This window comes from Pseudomonas sp. URIL14HWK12:I12 (genome assembly GCF_003097135.1).
Taxonomy (GTDB): domain Bacteria; phylum Pseudomonadota; class Gammaproteobacteria; order Pseudomonadales; family Pseudomonadaceae; genus Aquipseudomonas.
The window spans coordinates 437,861-451,958 of the sequence record NZ_QEQL01000002.1 but is presented as its reverse complement, the minus strand read 5'-3'; the positions used below and the strand labels follow the sequence as shown (position 1 = coordinate 451,958).

Sequence of the window (14,098 nt, the reverse complement as noted above, 5' to 3'; positions counted from 1 at the left end):
AACAAGCATGGCCGCGTTTTTCCCAAAGAGCCAATGGCCGTATAAACAAAAAAGGGGCCTTGCAGGCCCCTAGTTCGCTTCGCAGCCTTTAATGGCACGCCCTGGCGCTCATGCGTCAGGGGCGGCCTTGGCTTGCGGCTCGCTCTCATAGATCAGCAGCGGTTTGGATGTACCTTCGATTACGCTCTCGTCGATCACCACCTTGCTGACGTCCTTCTGCGAAGGAATTTCGTACATGGTGTCGAGCAACACGCCCTCGAGGATGGACCGAAGGCCACGGGCTCCGGTCTTGCGCTCCAGCGCCTTGAGTGCCACTGACTTAAGCGCGTCGCTACGGAACTCTAGATCCACGCCTTCCATTTCGAACAACTTGGCGTACTGCTTGGAAAGCGCATTCTTCGGCTCGGTCAGGATTTGCACCAGGGCCGCTTCGTCGAGCTCATCGAGCGTTGCCAAGACCGGCAGCCGCCCTACAAATTCGGGAATCAAACCAAATTTGACCAGGTCGTCCGGCTCGACTTCGCGTAGCGAGTCGCCGACTTTCTTACCCTCTTCCTTGCTGCGAACTTCAGCACCAAACCCGATGCCGCCCTTGGTGGAGCGATTCTGGATCACTTTTTCAAGGCCAGAGAACGCGCCACCGCAGATGAAGAGAATATTGCGAGTATCGACCTGCAGGAATTCCTGCTGTGGGTGCTTGCGCCCACCCTGGGGCGGAACGGAAGCCACCGTACCCTCGATCAGCTTGAGCAGCGCCTGCTGAACACCCTCACCTGAAACATCGCGGGTGATGGAAGGGTTGTCGGACTTGCGCGAAATCTTGTCGATTTCATCGATATAGACGATGCCCATCTGGGCTTTCTCTACATCGTAATCACACTTTTGCAGCAGCTTCTGGATGATGTTTTCCACGTCCTCGCCCACGTAACCGGCTTCGGTCAGCGTAGTAGCGTCGGCAATGGTAAACGGCACGTTCAGAAGGCGTGCTAGGGTCTCGGCCAGCAAGGTTTTGCCCGAGCCGGTAGGCCCGATCAGCAGGATGTTGCTCTTGCCGAGTTCGACCTCATCGCCTTTCTTGTCGCGCTGGTTGAGGCGCTTGTAGTGGTTGTAAACCGCTACGGCGAGCACCTTCTTTGCACGCTGCTGGCCAATGACATACTGGTCAAGGATGCCGCTGATTTCTTTGGGTGAGGGCAGCTTATGAGCACTGCTCTCGGCCTGGGCTTCCTGCACCTCCTCGCGGATGATGTCGTTGCACAGGTCGACGCACTCGTCGCAGATGAAGACCGAGGGGCCGGCAATCAATTTGCGCACTTCATGCTGGCTTTTGCCGCAGAAGGAGCAATAAAGCAGTTTGCCGTTGTCCTCGCCGTTGCGGGTGTCAGTCATTCGATCGATCCAATCCGGTAGGCTTGAAACACAAGATGAAGGCAATCGCGGGGTTTTTCAACCCCGCTGATGGTGCGCAAGGCCCGCCGCGGCGGGCCGCGCAGGTCAGGCGGGCATTTGCCGCTTGTCGATCACCGAATCCACCAGGCCATATTCGGCCGCTTGAGCCGCGCTCATGAAGTTGTCGCGATTGGTGTCTCGCTCAATCTCTTCCAAGGTACGGCCAGTGTGGTGAGCCAGAATTTCATTCAGGCGCGCACGGATGTGCAGTATTTCCTTGGCATGGATTTCGATGTCCGAAGCCTGGCCTTGGAAACCGCCCAACGGCTGGTGAATCATCACGCGGGAGTTGGGCAGGCAGTAACGCTTGCCCGCGGCACCACCGGCCAACAGGAAAGCGCCCATGCTGCACGCCTGGCCAATGCAGGTAGTGGATACATCAGGCTTGATGAATTGCATGGTGTCGTAGATCGACATGCCAGCGGTAACGGAACCGCCCGGGGAGTTGATATACAGATGGATATCCTTGTCCGGGTTCTCCGCTTCAAGGAAGAGCAACTGCGCGGCAACCAGGTTGGCCATGTAGTCTTCGACCGGGCCAATCAGGAAGATCACTCGCTCCTTGAGCAGGCGCGAGTAGATGTCGTAGGCACGCTCACCGCGGGCCGATTGCTCGATAACCATCGGGACCAGGCCGCCAGCGGCCTGGATGTCAGAGTTCTGAAAATAAGAATCGCGGGACATGTCCTGCACTCGCTCCCAATTAGTCATGTCTTGAATACGCATAAGCCAGCACGAAGGCTGGCTTATGTGAGTTTCGAAGCGCCCTGCGGTATTACTTCGCGTCGGTGTCGGCTTCGGCGTCGGCTTCAGGGGCCTGGGCCGGCTTGACTGCCTCTTCATAAGAAACCGACTTGTCAGTCACGCTCGCTTTCTGCAACACAGTATCTACAACTTGTTCTTCGAGTACAACCGAGCGAACTTCGTTCAGCTGCTGCTCGTTCTTGTAGTACCACGACACGACTTGCTCGGGCTCTTGGTACGCCGAAGCCATTTCCTGGATCAGCTCGCGCACGCGGTCTTCATCAGGCTTGAGATCGAACTGCTTGACCACCTCGGCGACGATCAGGCCCAGCACCACACGGCGCTTGGCCTGCTCTTCGAACAGCTCGGCTGGCAGTTGCTCGGGTTTGATGTTGCCACCGAACTGCTGAACCGCCTGAACGCGCAGGCGATCGACTTCGTTGCCCAGCAGCGCCTTGGGAGCATCGACAGCGTTGTTGGCGATCAGACCGTCCATGACTTGGTTCTTGACCTTGGCCTTGATGGCCTGGCGCAGTTCACGCTCCATGTTCTTGCGCACTTCGGCACGGAAACCCTCAAGGCTGGTTTCCTTGACGCCGAATTGAGCGAAGAACTCTTCATTCAGCTCCGGCAGTGCTGGCGCTGAAACGGTGTTGACGGTCACGGTGAACTCGGCAGCCTTACCGGCCAGGTCAAGGTTCTGATAGTCCTCGGGGAAGGTCACGTTCAGGACCCGCTCTTCACCAGCCTTCGCACCGACCAAGCCACTTTCGAAACCAGGAATCATACGGCCGGAACCCAGTACCAGCTGGGTACCTTTGGCCGAACCACCCTGGAACGTCTCGCCGTCGACCTTGCCAACGAAGTCGATGTTCACTTGGTCTTCGTCCTGAGCAGCACGGTCGACGCCCTCGTAGCGGATGTTCTGCTTGCGCAGCACTTCGAGCATGTTGTCGAGGTCTGCATCGGCAACTTCAGCGCTCAGGCGCTCGACCTTGATGGACTCGAAGCCCGAAACGGTGAACTCAGGGAACACTTCGAAGGTAGCGATGTATTCGAGATCCTTGCCCTTCTCGAACACCTTGGGCTCGACTGAAGGCGAACCGGCTGGGTTGAGCTTCTGCTCGACCACGGCTTCGTAGAAGGTCGCCTGAATCAGGTCGCCCAGGGCTTCCTGACGAGCGGAGTCTTCGTAGCGCTGACGGATCACGCTCATGGGCACCTTGCCAGGGCGGAAGCCTGGCACTTTGGCGCGACGGGCAGTCTGTTGCAGACGCTTGTTGACTTCGGTCTCGATGCGTTCGGCAGGCACGCCGATCGTCATGCGGCGCTCGAGCGCGGAAGTGTTTTCAACAGAAACTTGCATGGATATTCCTCGTTGCACAGACGTTAGCCGGCCATTCCGACCCCAGAATCAAGGGCAAGCATTCTAGTGGGTCATTTGCCAGAAGTCACCCTGTCATGAGCACGCATGCGGGGATCGCCCCCGTATCGGGCGAAAAGCCGGGGCGAATGGCGCCGGCGGCTGAGCATTGCGCTCCCGTTGAGGGTCAAAGACTGCTAACCTGCCCGAATGCGCCCATTCCTGAGCCAGAGACCGCCACTATTACTGCCATCGTTTCCCCCGCGCTGCTTGCGTTGCGCGACGCCACACGCGAGCTGCATGCCGAACTCGACGGCCACTCGCCACTGACCGCCCCAGGGCTGGACACCCAAACCTACGCTCAGCACGCCGGGCGCGTACTGGGTTGGATGCGGCCGATCGAGGCACAGCTGTATGGCGACACCGCCAAATGGCAACAGGTATTGCAGGCCCAAGAGCGGGCCTGCAAGGCGGCGTGGATCAGCAATGATCTTCAGGAAGCGGGCCACGACCCACGCTCGTTCGACGATTGCCCTTTCACCCCCCAGCCCAACTCCCTACCTGAAGCCTTCGGCGTAAGCTACGTTTGCGAAGGCGCCACCCTGGGCGGAGCGTTCCTTTATAAGCGCCTGCGCCAACAGCTCAGCCCGTTGTCGCTGCAGTGGCTGCAGGGCTATGGAGCACAGACCGGGCCGCTATGGCAGCGCTGGCAGGCCGCACTGGCCGAGCATGTTGTCGAGCCAGCCGATATCGAGGCCGCAGCCGCAGCCGCTCGGGCAGCGTTCGAGTCCTTTCGGGGGTGGGTGATCCAATGAGCACCCCCATCGAACAGGCCGTTACCCTGGCAAACTGCGAAGACGAGCCCATTCACCTGCCCGGCGCCATCCAGCCTCATGGCGCCCTCCTGGCACTGGACCACCAGGGCCAGGTACTTTCTCGCAGCGGCAATTTCGAGACGCTGACCGGCCTCCCCGCTTGCCCCGGTCACCCCTTCGAGCTGGAGCGCTTGCCCGCACTGAACAAGCTGCAGAAAGAAGCGGCTGCCGGCACGTTGACCGATAGCTGCGAATGCACCATCGATGGCACCCTGTTCGACGTCATCAGCCATGTCGACGGGCAGGTTCACTACCTCGAATTCGAACCCCGGCTGGCAGGCAGCGCTTCGTTCAATCAGCTGGCGCTTTACGCCCAGCGAGTGATCGGGCAGATGCAACGACGCAGCAGCAGTGTCGAGCTGCTCGAACGCGTGACCGATGAAATCCGAACGCTCACCGGTTACGACCGGGTAATGGCCTATCGATTTCGGCCGGATCTGTCCGGAGAGGTCATCGCGGAATCGAAACGTGAAGACCTGGTTACCTATCTAGGCCAGCGCTACCCGGCTTCGGATATTCCAGCGCAGGCCCGCCGGCTCTACATCCAGAACCCGGTGCGCCTTATCGCAGACGTCGTTTACCGCCCTACCCCGCTGGATCCGCCGATCAACCCGCTGGACATGAAGCCGTTCGACCTGAGCTTTTGCGATCTGCGCAGTGTTTCGCCTATCCATTGCGAATATCTTTCGAATATGGGTGTGCGCGCCTCTATGAGCGTATCGATCGTCGTCGGTGGCAGGCTGTGGGGCTTGTTCGCCTGCCACCACATGTCGCCCAAGACCATCCCGCATCCGGTACGGCTGTCCTTCCAGGTGATTTCGCAGGTCTGCAGTGCGCTGGTCGAGCGCTTCGAACAGCAGCACACAGACCAGCTGCTACACGACGCAAGCGCGCTAAAAAACCAGCTGGCGCGCCTGGCCCAGGACGCTGATGATTTGCTCAGCACCCTGGGCACCGGCTCGCCCAATATCGCCCAGCTCCTCCCCTGCGATGGCGCACTGATCGTTCTGGGGGGGCGCAGCCAGAGCATCGGTGGCCATTTCGAGCACTTCGGCAAGGCGATCCTGGAGCACTTGGCGAACTCACCAGAGCTGGACCTCTACCATACCGAACACTGGCCGCACGCCGACCCCGGGAGCGAGGATGCCCGCTACTGTGGCGTGCTGGCCGTGCGCTTTCACCCCAATGAAAGCGGCTGGGTCATCTGGCTCAGGCTTGAAGAGGTCCATCATGTGCGCTGGGGCGGCAAGCCCGAGAAGATCATCAAGGTTGGCCCCCTGGGCGCGCGCCTCACACCCCGCGGCTCGTTCGAAGCCTGGGAAGAAGTGGTACGCGGGCGCTCGCCGGCCTGGACCGAAACAGACCTGCGCATTGCCGAGGACCTTCGGGGCGCATTGGTAGAGCTGAGCCTGGGCCGCGCCGGGGAAATCGACCGCATGCGCCAGCACCTGATCGCCATGCTGGGCCATGACTTGCGCAACCCGCTCCAGTCGATCTCAATGGCTGCCTCCATGCTCACTTCCAGCGAGAAACGTGACACCCAGTTGCGCCAGCATATCAGCCAGTCCAGTGGGCGCATGGAGCGGCTGATCAGCCAAGTGCTGGAGATGAGCCGCCTGCAGTCAGGCCTGGGGCTGATGATCGAGCGCCAGAGCGTCGACATCTCGCAACTGACCGAGACCATCCTGGATGAAACACGCGTGGCCTTTCCCGGCATGGAGATCGACGCCCGGATACCCGCCGAGCTGATCGCCAATCTCGACCCAGACCGCTACGCTCAGATCATCACCAACCTGCTTGGCAACGCACGCTACCATGGCCTGCCGGGTCACCCGGTCAAGATGGTGCTGAGCCAGCTGGGCGGCCAAACCTCTCTGGCCGTCACCAATGCCGCCAAGGAAATCCCCACAGACCGGCTGGCCACGCTGTTCCAACCGTTCAAGCAACAAAGCCACGCCGCTAGCCGCAACCGCAACGGGTTGGGTATCGGGCTGTACATATCACAGGCTATCGCCGCAGCCCACAACGGGCAGATCACGGTGGGCCAGTTGGATGGCGAGGTGACCTTCACCGTGGTAATCCCCAGCCACCTTTGAGCCGCCTCGCTCAAGGCAAATGTACCTGCGCCGATAGCCTGGGTATCTAGGCAGAGCTTACCGGGGCAGCGCGATGAAACAGGTGATGGGCTGGGTGATGATTGCGATGATAGTGGCATTGCCAGTAGCGGGGATGTTTGCATGACCACCGCGCGGTGCGCCCTACAATAGAGCCCTCTACAAGCGCGGTATTGAACCTCGCAGGCTTTGGCTCGCCTGACGGGGCTAGCAACAGTATCCCCTCGTGGCACACTCGGGCCGTCTTACTTCATTGGCTCTTTCACCACTGCCTGCGCCAGCACAGCGCCCGAGCGCATTCCCAATACTCAATACCGGCTACACAACAATCCGAATTGATGGAAACCGGCATCCCATTGCCCGGATAATCGATTTGAGAATGACAGCCCCCGAGACTGGGAAGCATGATGAAGAAAACACTTACCCCCACCTACGTTGCCACGTTGATAGCAGCTTCAATGTGTTCAAGCGCCATAGCAGCCAGTACGCCCGGGGACGAAATTACCGTGACAGGCTATGGAACCATGAGCTGCGGAAAATTCATTGAATCACAGGACAAACACGAGCAGCTGACGAGAAACTTCGTGGTGACCTGGACGCAAGGATTCCTGAGTGGGGCCAATGGGTTCCTGCACGGGTACGCGAACGCCCCCTTGAAAGAGGCCCCAGACTCCGAAAGCATTTCAGCTTATCTGGAAAAATATTGCCGAGACAAACCCTTGAAATCGATCTACGAGGGCGCCTCAGCGCTTTATCTGGACCTGTGAAGCTCGAAAGCATGCAAGCCGCACCATCCTTTGCCCAAGCCACGAGCTTGCTTCAAGGCAAAACACGATACTGACGCAGGAATGACTGAAGCCAAGGCTTTGTGGGACTTTTAAATTGCCATCAGCATTTGACGATGATGATCACGGAACCGGTCGCGCTTGGCACCGGCTCAGGTCATGGGGAGGGAGTCAGGATCCTGACGAAGATCGTGAACAGGAAGGTTCAAGCTTTGTTCACGCTGCCGACCCAGCGCGCCAAGGAAGGAGCGCGTGGACGCTCGTGATCCTTGATTTGAAAATGGTGCGGACGAAGAGACTCGAACTCTTACAGCTTGCGCCGCTGGAACCTAAATCCAGTGTGTCTACCAATTTCACCACGTCCGCATAGACGTCATCTTAAAGCAAAGGCGCCGGATTATTAATCAGGCGCCTCTCGAAATATGGGGTGGACGATGGGGATCGAACCCACGACAACAGGAGTCACAATCCTGTGCTCTACCAACTGAGCTACGCCCACCATATTGCATTACTTGCTTGCCAAAGCTGCCAAGAATGGCGCACCCGGCAGGACTCGAACCTGCGACCATCCGCTTAGAAGGCGGATGCTCTATCCAGCTGAGCTACGGGCGCTTATGCTCGACTCGGTTCAAGCCGAATCGGGACCTGGAAAAACATTGATAAATCAATGATTTCGCTGCTCGCCTGTATCAGGCGTTGGGCCCTGCCCGACAAGTGCGACGAATCTTATAGATGGCCCCGAGACCCGTCAACACCTTTGTGTAAAAAAACTCGATTTTTAAAGGGCTTAGCGATTTCGCCCGTGCAGACGCCTTTGAGCCAGGGCCGCGCCGTGCGAGAATAGCCGGCCTTGTTCCCTACCCCTGCGATGGTTACCAACGCGTCATGACAGCACAACTTATCGACGGCAAGGCTATCGCCGCCGGCATTCGCCAGCAGATCGCCCAGCGCGTCGCCGAGCGCCGCGAGCAAGGCCTGCGCCTGCCAGGCCTGGCCGTTATCCTGGTGGGCACCGATCCGGCTTCCCAGGTCTACGTTTCCCACAAGCGCAAGGACTGCCAGGAGGTCGGCTTTCGCTCAGACGCCTACGATCTGCCGGCCAGCACCTCCCAGGCAGAGCTTGAGGCCTTGATCGACCGCCTCAACGCCGATGGCGAAGTTGACGGCATCCTGCTGCAATTGCCCCTGCCGGAGCACCTGGATGCATCGCGCCTGCTCGAGCGTATCCGGCCCGACAAAGACGTCGACGGCTTCCACCCCTATAACGTGGGCCGCCTGGCCCAACGCATCCCGCTGCTGCGCCCGTGCACGCCCAAAGGCATCATGACCCTGCTGCAAAGCACCGGCCAGGACCTCTACGGCATGGACGCGGTCGTCGTCGGCGCATCCAACATCGTTGGCCGGCCAATGGCCATGGAGCTGCTGTTGGCAGGCTGCACCGTCACCGTTACCCACCGCTTCACCCAAGACCTAGCCGCCCATGTGGGCCGCGCCGACCTGGTGGTGGTTGCCGCTGGCAAAGCGGGGCTGGTGAAGGGCGAGTGGATCAAGCCGGGCGCTATCGTGATCGACGTGGGGATCAACCGCCAGGCCGACGGCCGCCTGGTGGGTGATGTGGTGTACGACACCGCCCTGCCACGGGCAGGCTGGATCACGCCGGTACCTGGCGGCGTAGGCCCCATGACCCGCGCCTGCCTGCTTGAAAACACCCTTTATGCCGCCGAGGAACTGCACGGCTGAGGCTGGCTATGCCAGCACCCGGCCCGGCAAACAAAGTGATACATTCGCAGCTCGTTAGCTGTTGCCAGGGGAAACCGGCGTGCTGAGAAAACTGGGTATCCGTGGCAGGGTCATCCTGCTGGCGATGGCGCCAGCCTGCGGCATGGCGGTTGTGCTGGGCGGCTGGTTCACCTGGGTTCAGCAGAATGAGCTGCGTGCCGAGCTGCTGCGCCGCGGCGAGCTGGTGTGCGAGCAGCTCGCGCCGCTGGTGTCACGCGGCCTTACCGGGCAAGACAACAAACTTCTTGACCGCATCGCCGCGCAGGCACTGGAACAGCCCGATGTTCGCAGCGTGTCGTTCCTCGATACCGACCGCAACTTGCTGGCCCACGCCGGCCCTAGCATGCTCAACCCCGCCCCCACCGGCAATGCGCTGCGCCTGCTTCAGTTGAGCGGCAACGACGCCACGCGCTACCTGCAACCGGTGCTGACCCACCACAGGGAACTGGCCGGGGCTCCGGCCGCCGGGGAGCAGGATCAACTGCTGGGCTACGTCGAGGTTGAGGTATCCCATACCAGCATGTTGCTGCGCGGCTACCGGATGTTCTTTGCCAGCACCCTGCTGATAGGGGGTGGCCTGCTGCTGATCCTGTTCGCGGCGATGCAGATCGCCCGGTCGATCGCCCAGCCCCTGAGCCGCATCAAGGAGGCGGTGGCGCAGATCCAGGACGGCAAATTCGACACACGCCTGGAACCGATGGGCAGCCAGGAGCTGGACGAACTGGCGCGCGGCATCAACCGCATGGCGGCCTCGCTGCGCAGCGCCAACGAAGAGTTGCAGCACAGCGTCGACCAGGCGACCGAAGATGTACGTCAGAATCTCGAAACCATCGAGATCCAGAACATCGAGCTCGACATGGCACGGCGCGAAGCGCTCGAAGCCAGCCGTATCAAATCGGAGTTCCTGGCCAATATGAGCCACGAGATCCGCACGCCCCTCAACGGTATTCTGGGCTTCACGCACTTGCTGCAACGCAGTGAGCTGACCCCGCGCCAGCTCGATTACCTGGGCACCATTGAAAAATCCGCCGATAGCCTGCTCAGCATCATCAATGAAATCCTGGATTTCTCGAAGATCGAAGCGGGCAAGCTGGTACTGGAAAGTACCCCATTCAACCTGCGGGACCTGCTTCAGGACACCTTGACCATCCTCGCACCGGCTGCCCATGCCAAGGGCCTGGAACTGGTCAGCCTGATCTACCGCGACACCCCTCTGGCGCTGGTGGGAGACCCGCTGCGGCTCAAGCAGATCCTCACCAACCTGGTGAGCAACGCCATCAAGTTCACCCGAGAAGGCACCATCGTTGCCCGGGCCATGATAGAGGACGACGACGAGCAGAGCGCGCAACTGCGTATCAGCGTACAGGACACGGGGGTCGGGCTGTCGACCCAGGATATCCAGGCTCTGTTCCAGGCCTTCAGCCAGGCGGACAACTCCCTCTCTCGCCAGCCCGGTGGTACGGGCCTGGGCCTGGTGATATCCAAGCGGCTGGTGGAGCAAATGGGCGGCGAGATCGGCGTCGACAGCACACCGGGCGAAGGCTCGACCTTCTGGTTCAGCGTGCCGCTGCCCAAGGCTAGCGACGACATCGAAGACCTGCCGCCGCGCTCGCTTGCCGGGCGCCGCGCAGCGGTCTTCGAGCCCCACGACCTGGCGCGCCAGGCATTGGAACATCAGCTGGAAGACTGTGGCCTGCAAGTAACGTCCTTCCTCAGCCTGGAGCGGATGGCCGACAGCGTGGGCGCGGCGCATGACGCTGGCCAGCCCTATGACGTGGCAGTGCTCGGCGTAAGCCGCGCGCAGCTGGAGCCGGAGCGGCTACGGGCCTACCTGCGCGAGCTGGCCGCCCACGGTTGCCTGCCTTTGGTGCTATGCCCCACCAACGAAGTGGCGCAGTTCCAGACCGTGGTGCCCGATCCGCATCGACAGCTGCATCCCAAGCCTCCCTGCAACCGCGCCCTGCGCCGCGCACTGAGCGAGTCGTTCGGCGCACGTGCAGGCGTGGCCGGTGCGGCCCTGCCGCACCCGGAGCGCAGCGCGCGCATCCTGTGCGTGGACGACAACCCGGCCAACCTGCTGCTGGTGCAGACCCTGCTGCAGGACATGGGTGCAGAAGTCACTGCACTGGATAACGGCGAAGCAGCCGTCAGCCAAGTGCGCCAACAACCTTTCGACCTGGTATTGATGGATGTGCAGATGCCTGGCCTTGACGGGCGCCAGACCACCGAGCTGATCCGCCAATGGGAGGCTGAACAGGGCCGCAGCGCACTGCCCATCGTGGCGCTGACGGCCCACGCCATGGCCAACGAAAAACGCGCACTGTTGCACAGCGGCATGGACGACTACCTCACCAAACCCATCAGCGAACGGCAGCTGGCGCAGACCGTACACAAGTGGACTGGCCTGAACCTGCACGCTGCCAGCACGCCGCGCGCTGACAACCAACGCCCGGGCGGCAGCGAAGAACTGGTGCTGGACCACGAAGAAGGGCTACGCCTGGCCGCCGGCAAGGCAGACCTGGCCGCGGACATGCTCGCCATGTTGCTGGCAGGGTTGGACGGCGACCGCCAGGCCATCCGCCTCGCCCGTGAAGATCAGGACCACGAAGCGCTCATTGAGCGCGTGCATCGCCTGCACGGTGCGACCCGATACTGCGGTGTGCCGCAGCTACGCGGCGCCTGCCAGCGCAGCGAGACGCTGCTCAAGCAGCAGAGCCCGGCGGCACAAGCGGCACTGGACGAGCTCGACCAGGCCATCGGCCGCCTGGCGGAGCAGGCGCGGGTCAACGCCTGACGTGATAGGATGCGCGCCTTTTGCCGGAGCCCACCATGGTCGAACACGATTTCCGCTACAGCCTGCTCACCCCGCACCATACGCTGATCGAATGCCGCGCACTGTCGCCAGGGCGTTACCAGGTCACCGGTAATGGCGGCGCGATACGTGCCGACGATGTGCTGCTGGTCACGCTTAAAGGCAGCCGGGAGCTGTTCATGCGGCTGACGGTGGAAAAGGTTCGTCACCTGATCAACCCGGTCGGCCAGTGGACAGCCGTCGCTTCGGGGCCGGCCTTCAAGGAACTGGGCATCTACACCTGGGAAGTGCACTGCGACCAATGCGCAAAGCCGCTGTCGTTCGAGTTCGCCGCCGATGCGAGCCTGGGTGAAGCCGGCAAGGCGCCGGCAGCCGAAGCGAGGATCGCAGAGCTGGGCTGGCGCAGCGAAGCCGGCAAGCACTTCTGCCCTTGCTGCTAAAGCGCCAGCGCCTGGCTTAAAATATCGCGTGGAACAGGCAGAAGAGCCCGCCTGCCAGCAACATCGAAGCTGGCAGGGTGAACACCCAGGCCATTGCAAGGTTGCGTATCGTAGACCACTGCAGCCCGCTACCACTGGCGGCCATGGTGCCTGCCACGCCCGATGAAAGTACGTGGGTTGTGGAGACGGGCAACCCGAACGCATCGGCTACCCCGATCGTGCCCATGGCGACCAGCTCGGCGCTCGCGCCCTGGGCATAGGTCAGGTGAGTGTTGCCGATACGCTCACCGACCGTGATCACGATGCGTTTCCAACCGACCAGCGTGCCGAGCCCAAGAGCGATGGCGACCACGACTTTCACCCAGAACGGAATGAACCGCGTGGCTTCGGTTATCTGCTGAGTGAAGGCTTCTACATTCTGGCGTGTGGCCAGCGGCCAGCCGGCATCCAGCCCTTGCTTCTTCATTAGTTTCAGGCTTTCAGACGCCAGGAACATGTCGTTGCGCACGTTAGGCATGGCCTGGGCGGGTACGTTATTCAGTGTGCCGTAGTTCCTGACCTGCCTGGCGATGCCGTCGGTCACCCCCACCAGTGCCGGCAGCAGGTTGGCCGGTGCCTGCTTGCTGTGCAGGTACTCGAGCAGCACCTGGTTGGCATCGGCCGGTACAGGCGCGCCAAGGCTGGCCTGGGCGAGGCTGTCGCGGGTTACCTGTGCCACGGCGACGAACTGGGTGGTTTGGGTCGCCGGCACCGCGCGGTTGAGTGCATAAGCCATCGGCAAGGTGCCCACCAGAATGAGCATGATCAGGCCCATGCCCTTTTGCCCATCGTTGGAGCCGTGAGCGAACGATACACCGCTGCACGTCAGGATCAGCAAGCCGCGTATCCAGGCCGGCGGCGCTCGGTTGCCTTGAGGCTCGCGATACAGCTCGCGGCGCTTGATCAGCACGCGCATCGCCAGCAACAGCATGGCTGCGCAAAAAAAGCCCACCAGCGGCGACAGCAGCAGCGCATAGCCAACCTTCAGCACCTGGCTCCAATCCACACCTTCCATGCCCGAACGGCCATTGAGCAGCGCGCTGGCGATGCCCACGCCGAGGATTGAGCCGATCAAGGTGTGCGATGAGGACGCTGGCAAACCCAGCCACCAGGTGCCCAGGTTCCACAGGATCGCGGCGATCAACAGCGCGAAGACCATGATGAAACCATCGCCAGTGCCCACCTGCAGAATCATGTCTACCGGCAACAACGCCACCACGCTGAACGCCACGGCCCCACTCGAGAGCATCACCCCGGCAAAGTTACATACCCCGGACCACACCACCGCAACATTGGCTGGCAGCGAATGGGTGTAGATAACCGTCGCCACCGCATTGGCGGTGTCATGGAAACCGTTGACGAACTCGAAGCCCAAGGCGATCACCAGCGCAACGCCCAGCAAGATGAAGGGCAGCCAGGTGTGCGCGACGCTGCCCGAGTGGTCGACGTCGGTGAAGATCCCCCAGGCGGTGACCGCCAGGCCGATGCACAGTAGCGCAGCGAAGAGCCGCCGGGTGCGAGGGGTCATGCCATGGTCCATGGGTGGCCGGGTAACGGCTGAAGCGTGGGCAGGGGTGTGTATGTTCACGGGGGCATCCGCAAGTGAGTGGTTACTTGGGATACTGAAAGGCGAATGTGACGGTTATGCGTAGAGCGGAGCGCCAGCAGTAACATTATGAATTAATCTGACGAATCGCC

General features: G+C 61.2%; 10 protein-coding genes and 3 tRNA genes. 6 read left to right on the top strand and 7 right to left on the bottom strand.

Features of this window, described 5'->3' with window-relative positions; all coding sequences use genetic code 11:
- Positions 1-108: 108 nt before the first annotated feature.
- The 3 genes from clpX to tig all read right to left on the bottom strand — a co-directional run bounded on the left by clpX (position 109) and on the right by tig (position 3,559).
- Positions 109-1,389, bottom strand: a complete 1,281-nt coding sequence (gene clpX, locus F474_RS09225) for an ATP-dependent Clp protease ATP-binding subunit ClpX (RefSeq protein ID WP_097085441.1) — start codon at positions 1,387-1,389, stop codon at positions 109-111.
- A gap of 105 nt (positions 1,390-1,494) precedes the next feature.
- Positions 1,495-2,133, bottom strand: coding sequence for an ATP-dependent Clp endopeptidase proteolytic subunit ClpP (gene clpP / locus F474_RS09220; protein ID WP_097085442.1), 639 nt, complete (start codon positions 2,131-2,133; stop codon positions 1,495-1,497).
- Positions 2,134-2,224: 91 nt separating this feature from the next.
- Entirely contained in the window at positions 2,225-3,559 is a 1,335-nt protein-coding gene (gene tig, locus F474_RS09215; protein WP_097085443.1) for a trigger factor, read from the bottom strand.
- 95 nt (positions 3,560-3,654) lie between these two features.
- Between tig and F474_RS09210 the strand changes: the two genes are divergently transcribed.
- The 3 genes from F474_RS09210 (at position 3,655) to F474_RS09200 (ending at position 7,312) form a co-directional block, all read left to right on the top strand.
- A complete protein-coding gene (locus F474_RS09210; protein ID WP_256577756.1) occupies positions 3,655-4,371 on the top strand; it encodes a biliverdin-producing heme oxygenase in 717 nt (238 codons plus the stop codon).
- Positions 4,368-6,527, top strand: a complete 2,160-nt coding sequence (locus F474_RS09205; protein ID WP_097085445.1) for an ATP-binding protein — start codon at positions 4,368-4,370, stop codon at positions 6,525-6,527. The genes F474_RS09210 and F474_RS09205 overlap by 4 nt, the downstream gene beginning before the upstream one ends.
- Before the next feature lie 422 nt (positions 6,528-6,949).
- Positions 6,950-7,312, top strand: coding sequence for an HdeA/HdeB family chaperone (locus F474_RS09200; protein ID WP_125483373.1), 363 nt, complete (start codon positions 6,950-6,952; stop codon positions 7,310-7,312).
- Between the two features lie 299 nt (positions 7,313-7,611).
- Here the strand turns inward: F474_RS09200 and F474_RS09195 are convergent.
- From F474_RS09195 to F474_RS09185, 3 genes are all read right to left on the bottom strand, one after another.
- A tRNA-Leu gene (locus F474_RS09195) sits at positions 7,612-7,696 on the bottom strand.
- Positions 7,697-7,753: 57 nt separating this feature from the next.
- A tRNA-His gene (locus F474_RS09190) sits at positions 7,754-7,829 on the bottom strand.
- A 36-nt stretch (positions 7,830-7,865) separates the two neighbouring features.
- Positions 7,866-7,942, bottom strand: a tRNA-Arg gene (locus F474_RS09185).
- A 273-nt stretch (positions 7,943-8,215) separates the two neighbouring features.
- Between F474_RS09185 and folD the strand changes: the two genes are divergently transcribed.
- The 3 genes from folD to F474_RS09170 all read left to right on the top strand — a co-directional run bounded on the left by folD (position 8,216) and on the right by F474_RS09170 (position 12,361).
- On the top strand, positions 8,216-9,070 hold the full coding sequence (gene folD / locus F474_RS09180) for a bifunctional methylenetetrahydrofolate dehydrogenase/methenyltetrahydrofolate cyclohydrolase FolD (protein WP_097085447.1): 855 nt from the start codon (positions 8,216-8,218) through the stop codon (positions 9,068-9,070).
- A gap of 79 nt (positions 9,071-9,149) precedes the next feature.
- Complete coding sequence (locus F474_RS09175) at positions 9,150-11,903, top strand: ATP-binding protein (protein ID WP_097085448.1); 2,754 nt, start codon at positions 9,150-9,152, stop codon at positions 11,901-11,903.
- Between the two features lie 35 nt (positions 11,904-11,938).
- Positions 11,939-12,361: a hypothetical protein gene (locus F474_RS09170; protein ID WP_097085449.1), complete on the top strand. Its 423-nt coding sequence runs from the start codon at positions 11,939-11,941 to the stop codon at positions 12,359-12,361.
- Positions 12,362-12,377: 16 nt separating this feature from the next.
- Here the strand turns inward: F474_RS09170 and F474_RS09165 are convergent, their stop codons facing one another.
- Entirely contained in the window at positions 12,378-13,940 is a 1,563-nt protein-coding gene (locus tag F474_RS09165) for an inorganic phosphate transporter (RefSeq protein WP_097085450.1), read from the bottom strand.
- Positions 13,941-14,098: the final 158 nt, after the last annotated feature.